14 protein-coding genes are annotated in these 15,838 nt (G+C 44.6%); 12 read left to right on the plus strand and 2 right to left on the minus strand.

Annotated features, from left to right (window positions below):
• The first annotated feature begins 111 nt into the window (after positions 1-111).
• Positions 112-2,511 carry a hypothetical protein gene (locus P40081_RS13740; protein WP_042136159.1) on the plus strand — a complete coding sequence of 800 codons (2,400 nt, stop codon included), beginning with the start codon at positions 112-114 and terminating at the stop codon, positions 2,509-2,511.
• Here P40081_RS13740 and P40081_RS13745 read toward each other — a convergent pair.
• A complete protein-coding gene (locus P40081_RS13745; protein WP_042136161.1) occupies positions 2,508-3,518 on the minus strand; it encodes an ATP-grasp domain-containing protein in 1,011 nt (336 codons plus the stop codon). The genes P40081_RS13740 and P40081_RS13745 overlap by 4 nt on opposite strands.
• Before the next feature lie 23 nt (positions 3,519-3,541).
• Complete coding sequence (locus tag P40081_RS13750; RefSeq protein WP_042136163.1) at positions 3,542-4,486, minus strand: tyrosine-type recombinase/integrase; 945 nt, start codon at positions 4,484-4,486, stop codon at positions 3,542-3,544.
• Positions 4,487-4,716: 230 nt separating this feature from the next.
• Between P40081_RS13750 and P40081_RS13755 the strand changes: the two genes are divergently transcribed.
• The 11 genes from P40081_RS13755 to P40081_RS13800 all read left to right on the plus strand — a co-directional run bounded on the left by P40081_RS13755 (position 4,717) and on the right by P40081_RS13800 (position 15,719).
• Complete coding sequence (locus tag P40081_RS13755) at positions 4,717-6,123, plus strand: NAD-dependent malic enzyme (protein ID WP_042136165.1); 1,407 nt, start codon at positions 4,717-4,719, stop codon at positions 6,121-6,123.
• 198 nt (positions 6,124-6,321) lie between these two features.
• Positions 6,322-7,254, plus strand: a complete 933-nt coding sequence (locus tag P40081_RS13760; protein ID WP_144026158.1) for a hypothetical protein — start codon at positions 6,322-6,324, stop codon at positions 7,252-7,254.
• Positions 7,251-7,784: an AAA family ATPase gene (locus P40081_RS13765; RefSeq protein ID WP_042136169.1), complete on the plus strand. Its 534-nt coding sequence runs from the start codon at positions 7,251-7,253 to the stop codon at positions 7,782-7,784. Before P40081_RS13760 ends, P40081_RS13765 begins: the two co-directional genes overlap by 4 nt.
• A gap of 64 nt (positions 7,785-7,848) precedes the next feature.
• Entirely contained in the window at positions 7,849-8,010 is a 162-nt protein-coding gene (locus tag P40081_RS38455) for a hypothetical protein (RefSeq protein WP_156118603.1), read from the plus strand.
• A 9-nt stretch (positions 8,011-8,019) separates the two neighbouring features.
• Positions 8,020-8,298, plus strand: a complete 279-nt coding sequence (locus P40081_RS13770) for a hypothetical protein (protein WP_042136171.1) — start codon at positions 8,020-8,022, stop codon at positions 8,296-8,298.
• Positions 8,299-8,366: 68 nt separating this feature from the next.
• Positions 8,367-8,936, plus strand: a complete 570-nt coding sequence (locus P40081_RS13775) for a histidine phosphatase family protein (protein WP_042136173.1) — start codon at positions 8,367-8,369, stop codon at positions 8,934-8,936.
• A gap of 37 nt (positions 8,937-8,973) precedes the next feature.
• On the plus strand, positions 8,974-9,417 hold the full coding sequence (locus P40081_RS13780; protein WP_042136175.1) for a GNAT family N-acetyltransferase: 444 nt from the start codon (positions 8,974-8,976) through the stop codon (positions 9,415-9,417).
• A gap of 54 nt (positions 9,418-9,471) precedes the next feature.
• Entirely contained in the window at positions 9,472-10,347 is an 876-nt protein-coding gene (locus P40081_RS13785) for an alpha/beta fold hydrolase (RefSeq protein ID WP_042136177.1), read from the plus strand.
• Positions 10,348-10,772: 425 nt separating this feature from the next.
• Positions 10,773-12,404: a response regulator transcription factor gene (locus P40081_RS13790; RefSeq protein ID WP_042136179.1), complete on the plus strand. Its 1,632-nt coding sequence runs from the start codon at positions 10,773-10,775 to the stop codon at positions 12,402-12,404.
• Between the two features lie 5 nt (positions 12,405-12,409).
• The gene (locus P40081_RS13795) at positions 12,410-14,191 is read left to right on the plus strand and encodes a sensor histidine kinase (protein ID WP_042136181.1); all 1,782 of its coding nucleotides are present in this window, start codon (positions 12,410-12,412) and stop codon (positions 14,189-14,191) included.
• A 187-nt stretch (positions 14,192-14,378) separates the two neighbouring features.
• Positions 14,379-15,719, plus strand: coding sequence for an ABC transporter substrate-binding protein (locus tag P40081_RS13800; RefSeq protein ID WP_039297147.1), 1,341 nt, complete (start codon positions 14,379-14,381; stop codon positions 15,717-15,719).
• Positions 15,720-15,838 lie beyond the last annotated feature (119 nt).

The following is a 15,838-nucleotide window of genomic DNA, read 5'->3' on the forward strand; positions in this document are numbered from 1 at the left end:
GACTATGTGTTTCTTATAAATCCGCTGTTCAGAAAGGATTTGAAGAACGTCTTCCTAAACAGCTCACTTATGACCAAATAACTACGAATTATTTGGAGGTTATTATAGTCTATGACAACCGAATTATATAAATTTCAAATAAAGGTAATAGATATTTTAAAGCGAAAATTTCAAATTGAAGGCATTGTGAATTTAGTAGGTACCTCATTAAGCGGAAGAACAACTATTATAGAGAATTTTCAATTGAATGGATATGAAAAACATGTAATTACAGGAAGAATTGATAATAAATTCGAGGATTTAGAACTTTTCAGGAAATCGTCCTTGTACTCCAAATTGCGAAAGATAAAAGGGCCTTTAAAAGAAGTAGCTTCAATTGTTACTTCTTTTTTGGGGCAGGAATCTTTCATAGAAGGAATTGATGGATTAGTTGGCCTCATTCAAACACCAGATATTACTTACTTGTTAGAACGACTAAACAAAGGGAGAATTTTGCTCGTTATAGATAATATTGAATTAGTTGATCAAATGTCCATTACCTTTATCGAATATATTATGAGCTCTGTGATTAATAAAAAAATGCCTAATTTAAAAATATTACTAGTGATGAATTCGTTAGAACACAAGACTGCTTTTAGAGAAAGCAGTTATCATTCTGTTCTTATTGAAGACCTTACTGATGAGGATTACTACACATTAAATCTAACTGAACCTGCTAATTTTAAAGGCGTTCCGATTGGAATCATAAGAGAATTTGTAGCTAACCAAGAGGAACGGTCAATTAATGATTTTCGAAAAAATGATTTTGAAAAAAAGTATAGTCTAATTGTTAATGATACAGATAAGAAACTGATTCTAAAAACTATTTTGTTATATGGGGAAATCGCAGAAAATAGATGGATCAAATTGGATAATGTTCAAGGGTATTTATTACAAAATCATACTTATGATGTTCAATTCAATCTAGATTCATTAATTAAAGTTGATTTTATTGAGATGTCTAATAACAAACAGTACGTCTCTTTACACAATAAGTATTTGGAGTACATAACTAAAGAATTAAGAAATATAAGTGATAACGACCGTACATTTATATATTTGGATTTTCTCGAAAGAAATGCTCCTTTTATGTATTATGAGAAATATTTAAGTTATGTACATATAGGGAATATTGACCTTGCACTGAAAAACGCAATGCTTGCATATTCACAATTAATGAGAGAACAAGGGATTACATCTACTACAAATCAATTATTACGTTTTATTGAAAGTACCGGGAGTTTTGAAATTAAGGAGATACTGGAACAAGTCTTTACTCAGTTTGTACACCATAACTATCAAAATGCTTTTCACATTGTGGATTCTTTTATAGAAAATTTACAGGGTAATTATTACGCTTTTTCTGTAGAATTTATAGCGGAGCTTTCCTATATTCGAGCTTTATCACTGGCAAGATCTATAAATCGAAAAACTACAGGTGACCGTCATATTTTCGAAGCGGATATTACCCATCTGGAGAAAATATTAGGTTCCTTAAATGATATTAATATAGATTTATCAACTAGACTACAAGAGGCTATATTAGTACTTTCTAATGATATCTTAGATTCTAATAAAGTTAATGAACGAGAGAGCCCAACCAAGATCTTTGATCAACTATATAAAATATATCAGAAAAAAATATCTGAAACATCTCCGAAATACGTTGAGTTTTGGCAAATCAGATTAGCTGTACTTCTTTCAAAGATTGAAATGGTCCAAAGTGAACATACCCAAGATTTAATACCTGTACTCCAAAGATCATATTTAATATTAGAACAGTATAAACATAAGTATCCAAAAAATTACCTTGGAATTGCGTGTAATTATTCAGGAGCTAATTATTGGAAGGATCCCTTTAATAATGCTTTACAAGTGTTAGAAAAAGCTATTGCCTTTATAGAAGAAAAAGATTTAACCCCGAATTGGGGTGTTATCTATCAAATGGATACCATGCTAAGAATCATCAGAAACAAAGGTGATGAATCTGCTGTTAATTTCTATACTTCAGAAGTATGGGAAGTGGAGTGGATAAGGAATAAAATGCACGAACAGTATATATGCATTTCTAATTATTCGATTTTCTTATTATCAACTAGCACTATAGAGAACATTAACAAAGCCATAGAATATCTTGAACTTTCTTTACAGAATAGCCCGGATGATCCTTATGATATGTATCTGTTAAAAACGAATTTAGGGGTTGCAAAATATTTGAACGGTGAGAGAACCATCGCACTGGAAATTGAAAATGAATGTCTAACTCTAATTGATGGAGGTGAAATAAAATATTTTGACAACAGATTATTGAAAGTGAGAAATAGATTATTACAAAATCTCTATCAGAATCAAAGTGAACAACTACATGTTTTGGATGTTTTAAATCTTAACGAAATCATAGATTGCAAGCAATGCGTGGATAATTATTTAAGATTAGGTTTATTTTCTGATATATCCTACTGGGCAGATTAGATTAATTGAATCAATTTTGCTCCTATTAAAGCTTTGTATAAAGCATGCTTATTATTAGGAAATGAATGAGCAAATGAAGTGTAGCAAGAACTATGTTCAGTTATAAGAGGAATTGCAGCAATATCAAACAACCATGGTTCTCCAAATTCATCAATAATAAAGTCCACACGGCAAAGTCCTTGGCTCTGCAGAGTAGTAATCACTTTCTCAGCAGATCTTTGAATGTTTTGGATATTATATTCATTTGATAATATTTCGAAAGAATATTTTTCATAATCCACTTCTTCCTGAGATAAAATTTCATGTTTTTTATTTATCCTTATTGGATGCAAGGCTAAGGCTTTTCCGTTTTTTACAATAACAGGGACTTCTACTTCTATCCCTGCCTTAAATTCTTGAATTAGAATAGGTTGTACAAATTCTAAATACAGGTCAATTACTGTACTCTTGGAACCATTACTATAAATGATATCTTTTACCCCTCTAGCCGAACATTCGATATTAGGTTTAAGAATGTATCTACGATTGGTAAGTTGTTCAAACACACTATGATCCTTTCCATTAAATAGAAAGGTTTTTGGAACATTGACATAATTTTTTGCCAACTCATAATAATGTGCTTTATTCTGCAGTAAAGATAAACTGTAACTATCACAAGTTAAGTTGAAAATATTATGTAATTGCGCGAAGTTAGGGATAAAAGAACGACGATTAACATCTACTCCTATTTGAGCAGCCGAATAAAGAAAAATGAATTTGTTTTTATAATGTAAGAATTTATTTAATACAATATCGCCTACAAAAGTGGAAGGGTTATTATAAAAGTAGAAACATTCGGAGGTCATTTCAAAGCTTTTAATAATTTCTTCGGCTTCTTTTTTTTCTAAATATCCAGAATTAGCTTCAGTGTATTTTTTATCCCCATTAATAAATATTATAACAAATTTTTCTTGATGCTTTTCTGTAAGAGAGATTAATTCTTGAATTTCCAATATGTTGTCTGTCATAATAACCTCCAAATAATTCGTAGTTATTTGGAGGTCTCAAGCCGGTTGCGCGGATTAAATTGAGAAAGTACATCTTTCTTTCGTTTTACTGATACTTCGGTGTATATTTCTGTGGTGCTCACGCTAGAATGACCTAAGATTTCCTGGACAGCTCGTAGGTCAGCTCCATTCTCCAGTAGCTGGGTAGCAAATGAATGACGGAGATAGTGTGGGGTTGATTTTTCATTAATACAGGCCAGCTTTCTGTACTTAGCAAATATATCTTCAACACCATAAATGGATAGAGCTTGACCATATTTGTTAAGAAAAAGAGTATCGCTTTGTGGACGGAATAACTCCCTTACAGCTAACCAATTGTTGAGTTTGTCAATGAGTTCAGTGCTGGATAAATATAACAACCTCTCTTTGCGTCCCTTTCCGAATATAATAACTACTTGATTTTTTAAATCAATATCTTCCAGTTGAATTTGTGCAAGTTCGCCAATCCGGATTCCAGTTGAAAATAACAAATCGATAATGGCATCATTACGAATAGATAAGCGGGTACGGAAAGGGGATGCAAAATGTTCTCTGTCCTTCAGAGGTGATTGCAACAATCGTTCTATTTCTTCAACGGCTAGTGTTTTCGGAATTCGTTTTGCAGTTTTGAATTTTCTTCCGAAGTTGTTGAGCGGGGATTGGTCAATCCAGCTTTTCTGGACTAAGAATAAAAAGAAAGCTTTAAACGTTATGTATTTTCTCTTAATTGTGGAATCCTTAAGGATTCCTGCGCTGTTGAAGCTGTGAAAGTAGCTATGCAGGATATCGCTTGTAATTGCCTCTACTTTATTTTCTTTCAGCCAGTTATGAAGTCGGTTTAAGTCTGATACATAAGCCTTGATAGATTTAGGTGAAAGGTTTTTTTCGATAATTAGAAAAGATATGTATTTTTCAATGTATTCATCTAATGCTGAAACGGAAATTGCCAATGATATTCCTCCTGATGTTTAAGTATCTTTAAAATGGATGTTCAAAGTATAACAAAGCCTTTCGGTAAAGGGGGAAATAAGAAATATATATTTATATAATCAAATAGACGAATGTGAATGTTACAGCATATAAGTCACCTATCCCTTATGTATGATTGGATTTTATTATGTACAATCTGTGAACTGTAGTATATTGGACTTAGATTCGTCTGATGAGGGAGGCATATTCTATGTCAATTGCAACAACGATGATTATCCGGCTGGAGATCCGCAAGTCTGAAGCGTCTTTCGGGGATGTGGCAGCAAGGCTCGCGTCTGCGGGCGGCGATATCGTGGCGATAGACGTCATCCGTGGTGGTAAAGATGTGACAACCCGGGATCTTACAGTAAATGTGCAGGATGCGGCCAATGAAGAGATAATAAGTGTGCTTAGGAATATGCCGGGTATAAAAGTCATTAACGTCTCCGACCGGACCTTCCTGGCCCATCTCGGCGGCAAAATTGAGATTACTCCGAAGATGCCGATCAAGAACCGGGAGGATCTGTCCCTGGTCTACACACCTGGTGTGGCCCGTGTCTGTATGGCGATTGCCGAAGATCCCGCAAAGGCCTATTCGCTGACGATGAAAAGAAATACGGTAGCTGTCGTTACCGACGGCACCGCAGTGCTCGGGCTTGGCGATATCGGACCGGAGGCGGCGATGCCGGTGATGGAAGGGAAGGCCATGCTGTTCAAGCAGCTGGCGGATATTGATGCTTTTCCGCTGTGTCTGGACACGAAGGACCCGGATGAAATCATCCGGATTGTGAAAGCGGTTGCTCCCGGCTTCGGCGGAATCAATCTGGAGGATATCAGCTCTCCGCGCTGCTTCGAGATTGAGCGGCGGCTGTCAGCCGAGCTGGACATTCCGGTCTTCCATGATGATCAGCACGGCACCGCAGTGGTAGCGCTGGCCGGTCTGCTGAATGCACTCCAGGTAGTGGACAAGGCTATAGCCGATTGCAGAATTGTTGTCGTCGGCATCGGCGCGGCTGGTGTGTCGATCTGCCGTCTGCTGCTGGCAGCAGGGGCGAAGCAGATATATGCTGTGGACCGGGCAGGGATTCTGAACCGGGACGTAACCTACACCAACTCCGAATGGAGCTGGCTGGCTGAGGCTACGAATCCGGAGAATATGAGCGGAGGTCTTGACGAAGCGATGCGCGGGGCAGATGTATTCATCGGCGTATCCGGCGGAGGGATTCTTCAAGTGAAGCATCTGCAGACCATGGCGCCGGACAGCATTGTGTTTGCTATGGCTAATCCCATCCCGGAGATTGAACCGGAGCTGGCTGAGCCTTTTGTCCGCGTGCTGGCTACCGGAAGAAGCGATTATCCGAACCAGATTAATAACGTTCTCTGTTTCCCGGGGATCTTCCGCGGAGCGCTGGACTGCCGGGCGAAGACCGTGAATCTGGAGATGAAGCTGGCGGCGGCACAGGCCATCGCTGCAGTTGTCCATCCGGATGAGCGGAATGAGCAGTACATTATTCCGAGTATTTTTAACGAAAAGGTAGTGGAGCAGGTACGTCTTGCTGTTATCCAGGCAGCCATCGCTACCGGCATAGCGCGGCGTATTCCGCCGGATATTAGCTGAGCGGAGATTGCTTACCCGGACAGCGACTTGAATACTGGCAAGGCAAATGAAGCTGCGGCCACTATGGCTTGCGGCTTTTTTGTGTTGGTTGCGGAGATATTTATGTTAAATTAACAAATTTCGACAAATATCTCGGTATTACTGTGGTACCATTCGTCTGATAATCAATAATCAGCTGGCTGTTGCATATGGAGGTCTATGATGCACGATGACAATAACTATCGGGTAAGAGAAAGAAGAGTTTCTAAAGATGGTAAACAAGCGGGATTCGGAAAATACGGCTGCGCAAGCATTATACTGCTTATTATGATTGGGCCATTCCTCATTTTGGGATTGAGTCAGCTGATTGATACGATCAAAGTAAGCAATCGACATGAAAGTAAACTTGCCATTCAGTATCTCCAAAGCAAATATGGCGAAGCGTTTAAGGTAGTACGCGGAACCGTGAATTATAACACTCCTCTTCAAATGATAACGCTGAAGGCCTCGTCGGAGGCTGAGCCGGACATCATATTTTCAACTAAAGCCTATATAGGGGGAAGTGAGCGATTTTACTGGGATGATCTCCCTGTCCAAAGAGGATTCGACCGGATTATCTCCCATTATTTTAATAGAGATGAGTTCTTCTATACAGTGAGTTCATTTAATGAAGACAATTTGGGGAGTTCAACGTTAGCGCAAGAACCGAAAAAGTATGTTGACGAATGGACAGGATATCTTGAAATGTTTAGAGACAAAGAATTCAACGTTTCATTATACACCTATTGGAGCTCAGATCCGGTTGTCAATACAGCAAAGTTTGCAGACATGAACAGCTTCTTTCAGGCGCTGAAAAAATATTCATTAAATGATTCTAACATTTTATTAAATTACGATTTTAGAAATACTAGTGGAGATAAGGGGGAATTCGATCGGCTTGTAGAATATTTGAGAAAAGAGCAAAAACATATGAAAGTGAAGAATTCAGAAGTAGTTGAATACGAAAGCTGTGATATTCCAATTACATATATTAATAGCAAAAATGATCTTGAAAAATATATACTGGATAACTGTTCTTATGTTCGGACCAACATCAACATGGTAAAATATACAATTGAAAACATCTATTCAATTATTCAGGAGGCGCTATGAACCGCAGAATTCATATTATGGGAGCTTCCGGAGCGGGGACTACCACACTTGGCAAGGCGCTCGCGGCAAGGCTTCCGCATGTTCATCTGGACAGTGACGATTATTTCTGGGAGCAGAAATATAGTAAGCAAACTCCGGTTGCAGCGCGGCTAAGCAGATTGCGGGCCGATTTGGAGCGGCAGGAGCCGTGGATTCTATCCGGTGCGGTCTGCGGATGGGGAGACGGGCTGCGCGATACTTTTGATCTGGTGATTTTCCTGTGGATACCTGAACAGCTCCGGCTGGAACGTTTGCGGGCGAGGGAATATGAGCGATATGGCGATGAGGGGCTGCCTGGGGGAAGCAAATATGAGGATGTGAAGACCTTCATGGAGTGGGCGGCGCTCTATGATACGGCTGGACCGGAGGTCCGGAGCCTGGCGCTGCATGAGGAATGGATGGCGGGGCTGAATTGTGATGTTGTACGTTTAGAAGGAGATATGCAAGTGGAAGAACGGGTGGCGGCTGTACTGCACCATATGTCCCGGTAAATCCCGGCATGACCGGATCAGGCTTGTTTTTTCACAATATAAGCAATGGAAAAGAGGGCTAAACATGAAGAAGATCGTGCGTGCGCTGCTGCTTCCCGGAGTCATGCTTATGCTGCTTACGTCCTGCAATACGGAAACTACTCATTTCAATTATACTTTTAAAGGCGAGAGTGAAACCTGGTCGGCTGTATATGGGCAGACAGCAAGCCAGAAGCTGATCATCTAAAATGACCGCGTGAAGGATTCCGAAACCAGCAAACGGTATACATTTGATCTTCATTACAAAGGAGAACAGTCAGACCTCGGAGAGATCAAACAGTTCAAATACAGCTATAAAGGGACAAGTGGCGGTGGCAGTCGGACTCAGGAAGGACCCGTTAGCCTCGACATGCTGCATTCAGGAGGGGATGGAACCGGTGCATTTGAGCGGGAGGATTCCGTCATTAAAGTAAATGTGGAATGGGACGGTCACAGTGAGGAGTTTGAACTCAAAAATGATAAGCAGGGCAATTAAGAGCTAATTCCACGGGGAACTGATTAGGAGAGGCTGCCCATGATGAAAAAAGAGAGGGTTGCGGTGGAATGAGCTTAGGGCTGGTTAGGCATTTCAGAGTGCAGCACAAGCCGGAGCGGACCTGGCTGACTGGAGAGCAGTTCAATCTATGGATACAGGGATATGAGACAGCCCCAATTCAGCAACCGGGACATAAGAGCAATATGCAGAAGTGGGATATTTGTCTGTGCAGTGATCAGGTGAGAGCGGTACATACGGCAAGTTATTTTGATGCTCAAGAGTTCGTATATACAGAGCAGCTAAGAGAAATTGGTATAGCAGCCCTGCAGTTAGGTGAATTTAAGCTAAGCGGACTGCGTCTGCCTCTCTCCTGCTGGCTCGTACTTGCACGTTTGTCCTGGACTGCCGGTCATCCCTCTCAACCGGAGAGCAAAGCGGCTGTTCTGCAGCGTGCCCATATGGTAATAGATTCTCTAGCGGCAGAAGCTGAAGCAGCTGCACCGGAAGGACGTGTGCTGATCGTCAGCCATGGAGCGTTCATGAAGGTACTGGACAGGGAACTCCGGCGCAGGGGATATAAGGCAGAACGGATGTTTTTTCCGCGCAATGGGCAGTTATTTCTGTATGAGAAGAACTAAAGGATTCACAAATATATGAAAGCGGGGCACACAGACTATGGTAACAATCGAAGAAATCGGCATTGAATCGCTTAAGGCGCTAAACACGCTGTACGAAGAACTGATTGGCGGACCGACAGATCCGGTGAAGCTGGAGACGGCATTCCGGTCCATCCGGGAGGATAGCCGGTATGTATTATTGGGTGCTTTTGTAGACGGGGAATTGCTGGGCTCTATGATGGGGATCGTCTGCCAGGACCTCGTTGGGGATTGCCGCCCGTTCATGGTGATTGAGAATGTAGTGGTCTCTTCGCGTGCACGCCGTCAGGGCATTGGCAAAAAACTGATGACCGCCCTCGAAGACATCGCCCACGAGCGGGACTGCTACTATATTATCTTCGTGTCGGGAGAGAAGCGGAAGGAAGCGCATGTTTTTTATGAGAAGATGGGCTACAAGGAAGAGCGGGTGGAGGGCTACCGTAAGCATTTGAGCTCGCATTAGGTGGATAAGGTGCAAACGAGTAGAGGGAAGCTCACAAGCGTAGGAAATCATAAATTGTATAACATTATCGAAGGTAACAATAAGGGTCTGCCCCCCGTGGTATTTGAGCATGGCTGTGGTTCATCTGCCTTGTTATGGTCGCTTGTAGCCCCCGAAGTTGCCAAGGTTACACAAGTCATCGTATATGATCGCGCAGGTTACGGATGGAGTGAACCAGGGCCGTTCCCGCGTACCAATGAGCAGTGTATATCAGAGCTTTATGAGCTGCTGCTGCAGGCTGGAGTTGAGGGGCCTTATATTTTTGTGGGTCATTCCTTCGGAGGATTAAATGTAAGGCTGTTTACCGGGAAATATCCGCAGCTCGTGGCAGGGGTTGTGCTGGTTGATTCCATGCATGAAGATGAAATAACAGACCGTTTTCCGGAAGAACATGTTAAGGGACAGCTTATGGCTGTTAAGTTCTATTCTGTATTAAAAGTACTGTCTAAGATCGGAGTATTGAAGATTCTTTCGAGCTTAAAAAAGTTCCCCGGGTTCTCTGCAACCATTAGCCCCTTTTCAAAGCAGACCCGGACGCTTTTATGGAAGACATCGTTTCAAAAAAAGACTATTGCGGCCATGCATAGTGAATTCTCCAATGTGCAGGATGGTTACCGGAAAGTCAGGGAGTTGCCCGCAACAGATATTCCCTTGATTGTCATCAAATCAGGTGTAGTCAATGAATTCTATCCGGGGACTTCAGAAGATACGAAGAGAATAATCAGAGCGAAGCTCCTGGAAGCGGCAAATGATCTGAAGAACTGGTCAGTCAACGGGAGGCTGGTTGAAGCGTCGGGCAGCGGACATAACATACATATTGAGAACCCGCAGGTTGTTATAGATTCAATTATTGAGATCCTCGGAAATACATCTCTGACTAAGATTCGATGAAGCCTTCGAATCAGTCATAAATGGATTATTCAGTAAAGCTGGGACGTCCACGTTCCAGCTTTATTGTATTTGATACAACTAAAAAGAAGGATTGGGGTTCCAAATGTAATTTAGTTGCATTCTCTACAACTAAAAACCTGCTTATTCTCTTAGGGAGCACTTTTCTTATTTTTAGTTGTACTGAATACAGTTAAACTTGGAAAATCCGGCTTTGCCTCGTTTTTAACTGTATGAAATACAATTATCCCGCTAAGCTATACTTTGTATTAGATTTCATCCCCCGTAGTAGCCTTAATATTCTTCTCCAGAGCGCATTATCACCTCTCCCCCCAAAATTACCGTTTGACCATCCCGATGACAGCGCTTTATAATCCCTTCATGAGTGGCGGACCAGTGGTCATGACTACAGAAGGCGGGGGACAACTGTGAATCAAATATGCAAAGTGCTGATTGTGGACGATGAAATTCTGGTCCGGCAGGGGATTAAATATGTGCTGGACTGGGAACGCGAAGGATTTCAGATTGTAGGGGAAGCGGCCAACGGGCAGGAAGCGCTGAATTCGCTGCAGACCCTGCAGCCGCATATCATCATTACCGATATTGTGATGCCGGTGATGGACGGCGAGGAATTAACACGCCTAGTGAAGCGGGATTATCCGGCTACGGAGGTAATCGTGCTTAGCAGCTTCAGCGAGTTCCATTATGTGCGCTCCACCTTCCAGAATGGGGTGGCCGATTATATTCTGAAGCCGAAGCTGGAAGCCGGGTCGCTGCTGCAGGTGCTGCGGAAGACCCGGGAACGTATCCCGGGTCTGGGAGCCGCAGCATCTGGAGTTCAGCCGGAAGCGGCACCCCAGCGGCTGGATGCCCTGCTCAGCCGTATGATCTCAGGCTACCGGTTGCAGCCCGAAGGCGAGGAGTTCGTGAAGCAGCAGCTTCCGCAGGACTGCTTCAGCTTCCTCGGCTGGGAGACCGGGCGGACCGGACCTGCCGGTGCTGTTGATGCTGATGGCGCTGCACTCGCAGCTGGTGCCACTAACGCTAACGTTGCCGCAGACGCAGACGCATTAACAGCCATCACCGCAGCTGTAACCGGGGAGCTGGAACGGACTGTTCCAGGATTGGTGCAGTGCATCATTCCTGGCGGCGAGCCGAACGCGGCACTGCTGCTGGTCAACCTGCAAGAAGAGCAGTGGCCGGCGCTCTTGCGGGCTGTGAATAGGCTGGCCCACGCCTTGGCGGGACAAGAGCCTGAGCTGCGCCTGACCCTCAGCCGGGCCTTTGGTTCGCTTAGCGGGATGGCAGCGGTCTATCAGGAGAGTGTTCTGAAGCTGAGGCAGTACCGCTTCTTTTTGCCGGATCAGGTACTGCTGGTACACGATGAGCTGCCGCAGCGGGAAGCGCAGCTGCCCAAATTTAACCTGACCCAGTTCACGGAGCAGTTGAAGCGCCAGCAGCTGGAGGAGGCGTTCGGCGATCTGCATCAGCATGTCGATGTGCTAAGCCGGCAATATGACGGGGATGTGTTTCAGTTCAAGTCCTTCCTCGGCAATATTATCTTCAATGTGACGAATCAGTTCAGCCACCTGGGAGAGCTGGAGGAAGGGAAATACGGGCTGTTCCGGGCCATAGATGAGGCGGGCTCTGCGGATGGAGCCGTGCGGATTCTGGATCATTTTCTTGCCCGGGTCATGGAGTTGACCTCATCGGCAGCACTGACACCAGGGAGCAATGCCAATATGGCCAAGCTGCTCCAGTATATGGAGGAGCACTACGCCGAGCCGCTGAGTCTTACGGAGCTGGCCCGTCATTTTCATTTCAACCCTTCCTACCTGTCCAGTCTGTTCACGACCTATAACCAGGAGGGCTTCAAGGAGCATCTCAATACGATCCGTACGGGCAAGGCGGCAGAATTGCTACGGGCAGGCGAGGCGCCAATTTCCGAGATTAGCAGCATGGTCGGATATGGCGATCACAGCTATTTTTGCAAAGTGTTCAAGAAATACACCGGCCTGTCCCCGAGCGGCTACAGACGTCAGCATTACGGACAGGAGTAGAGCCTATGCGCAGATATTGGGACCGCTTCAAATTCCACAGCCTGTTCATCAAAATATTCATCGTGATGCTGATCAGCATTATTGCTGTAGCCATCGCTTCATCATGGACCACCGTCCGCATGTCGGAGAAGCTGTTCATGAACACCTTCAGCATTACGAATACCAAGGTGATCAGCCAGATTAAGGCGAGCTTCGAATCGTTTCATTATTCCATCGTTACTGCAACCAACAACACACAGCTGAGCGGCACCATTAAGAGCTTCCTGACGGAAGAGGACTCGAATTCCCTGCGGGTGCTGCGGACCTATTACAATATGACGACCCAGATGAAGAAAATCCAGTCTACTCTGGACTCCTACCAGGTAGGGATCAAAATCATGGGCAAAAACGGACGCAGCTATTCCACCAATACGAACAATCTGCTGATGAGTGACCAGGAACTGCAGCAGCATGAGCTGACCAGGAATACCTTGGCAGAGCCGAAACGGCTGATGTACCAGTTCTATGAGGAGAGCAGCAAGGATTCCCCGCAGAAAGAGGCTGTGATCGTAGCCAGCAAAGCGCTCATGGAACGCACAACAGGCGATATTTATGGAACCTTGTATTTTACCATTCATGAGCAGGACTTCCGCCCCTTCTATGCGAGTTTTGTCAGTACCGGGAATGATGTGGCGATTCTGAACAGGGATGGAGTCATTGTCTCGAGCAACCGCAGTGATCTGATGGGCCAGCAGGCGGAGGATTTACTGCGGTTTGCCAAGGAGATCGAAGAGAAGCAGCTGGATTACAAAAATGTTGATTTCCGCGGCACGGATTCCATTCTGATTGCGGATTATCTGTCTTCATATGATTTCTATATTGTGAATCTGATTGATAAAAAGACGGCCCTCGGCCAGATGGTCAACGGTAAAATGGTGGTGCTGATCTGCTCAGCCATCGTCATCGTAGCGCTGATCGTCGTGTTCCTGATCTTCAGAAGGCTGACCCGGTCGCTAACCCTGCTTACCCGGCAGATGTCCAAGATTACCCAGCGGGGCTTCCATAATTACATTACGGTAACCGGCAGCTTTGAATTTCAGGAGCTGGGACATGCCTATAACTATATGCTTGATGAGCTGAATGATTATGTAGAGAAGTTGGTCGAGACCCAGAAGGAGCAGCGCAATGCAGAACTGGCTGCCCTGCAGCATCAGATTAACCCGCATTTTCTGTATAATACGCTGGCCTCGGTCAACTTCCTGGTGCAGCAGGGCAGCCAAGAGAAGGCGGTTCACACGATTCATGCCCTGATCTCCATGCTGCAGAATGCGCTGAGTAACGTCAGTGAGAGCATCACGGTGGCGCAGGAGCTGGAGAATCTGAAGTCCTATGTGTTTATCAACCATGTACGCTACGGGGAACGGATCAGAGTGAATTTCTTCATCTCCCCGGACTGTATGGACTTCCATCTGCCGAAGCTGATCATTCAGCCGTTTATTGAGAATGCTTTTTTCCATGCGTTTACGAAGAAAAGCGGCGGGTATATTCATATCCTCATCTCCCAGGATGCCGGTTCCCTGCTCTGTGAGGTTGTTGACAATGGAGACGGTATGGATACCGGAGAAGCCGATCTCTCCATGTCCGGGCCTGCGAGCAAGCGCCAGCTATTCACCGGGATTGGAATCAAGAATGTGCATGACCGGCTGGTGCTGATGTATGGCGAAGAGTACGGGATTACTATTAAAAGCGTCCCTGGTGAGGGGACAGCCATTAGAATCCGCCTGCCGCTGATCCCGGGACAAAAATAATACCAATATCTAAAAAAAGAACAAATTGCAGATGGGTAGCGCTTACAATAAGGCGATAAAATGACAAATCCCTATAAAGTAAGTTCTAACGGGTCCTCTTACGCGGATGATAAGATTACTTATGTAATAAATAAGCGCTTACATGGAAGCGGAACTCATAAAAGCGCATCAAAGGGGAGGATTACAAATGAAAAAAGGCATTGCGTTATTGCTGATTTGCCTGCTTATGCTTACTGCCTGCAGCTCCAATTCGAACTCTAACTCCGGCTCCAAGAACACAGGGAATGCAGCTGCGGACACCGGAACAGCCGGAAACACAGCAACCACAGAACCTGCTCAGGCAAAAGAAATTACAATTTGGGCCTGGGACCCTGCATTCAATATTGCCGCACTGGAAGTGGCCAAAGCGGAATATGCCAAAACCAACCCTGATGTAAAAATCAACATTGTAGAATATGCACAGGCTGATATTATCCAGAAGCTGAACACTGGGCTGAACTCTGGAACAACCAAAGGCCTGCCGAATATCGTGCTGATTGAGGACTACCGTTCCCAGAGCTTCCTGCAATCGTATAAGGATTCCTTCTACGACCTGAGCGGCTCGATCAAAGGCTCTGACTTCGCGGATTACAAAAGCGGTCCGACCAGCCTGGACGGCAAGCAGTACGGAATTCCTTTTGACTCCGGCGTAACCGGACTCTATGTCAGAACCGATTATCTGGAGCAGGCAGGCTACAAGCTGGCCGATCTGCAGGATATTGACTGGAACAAATATATTGAAATCGGCAAAGCCGTGAAAGAGAAGACCGGCAAGGCGCTGATTACACTGGACCCGAACGACCTTGGACTGATCCGTGTGATGATTCAATCCGCCGGTGAATGGTATCTGAAGGAAGACGGCAAGACGCCGAATATTGCCGGCAATGCGCCGCTGAAGGAAGCGTTTGAAATCTATAAACAAATTATGGAATCCAATGTGGCTAAGGTGCATGCGGACTGGAGCCAGTTCGTAGCTGCTCTGAACAGCGGGGACGTCGCTTCGGTACCGACAGGTAACTGGATCACTCCATCGATCACAGCTGAAGCTACACAATCCGGCAAATGGGGGATCGCACCGCTTCCCAAGCTGACTGCGAATGAATCGGTTCATGCCTCGAATCTCGGCGGAAGCTCATGGTATGTGATGAATGTGGACGGCAAGGAAACTGCAGCTGACTTCATGGCAAAGACTTTCGGCTCCAATGTGGAAATGTATCAGAAGCTGCTCACAGACATCGGTGTTATCGGTACCTTCAAAGCGGCAGCGGGCGGAGAAGCTTACAGCCAGGCCAATGAATTCTTCAGCGGCCAGAAGATTGTATCGGATTTCGCCGCCTGGACAGAGCAGATTCCAAGTGTCAATTACGGTATCAATACTTACGCAATTGAAGACATCCTCATTGTAGAAATGCAGAACTATCTGAACGGCAAGGACATTGACAGTGTGCTGAGCGATGCCCAGGCCCAGGCTGAATCACAGATTAAATAGCTGAGTCTTGCACACAGGTAAACCTTGGGCGTGGCCTGCGGCTTCCGGGCTTTCAGGAGGGCGGGGCAGCGTCCGGGGTTTATTTTAAAAGATAAGAATTTATATGCTCCGCGCATAAA

Source organism: Paenibacillus sp. FSL P4-0081, from assembly GCF_000758565.1.
Classification (GTDB): domain Bacteria; phylum Bacillota; class Bacilli; order Paenibacillales; family Paenibacillaceae; genus Paenibacillus_AQ; species Paenibacillus_AQ phytohabitans.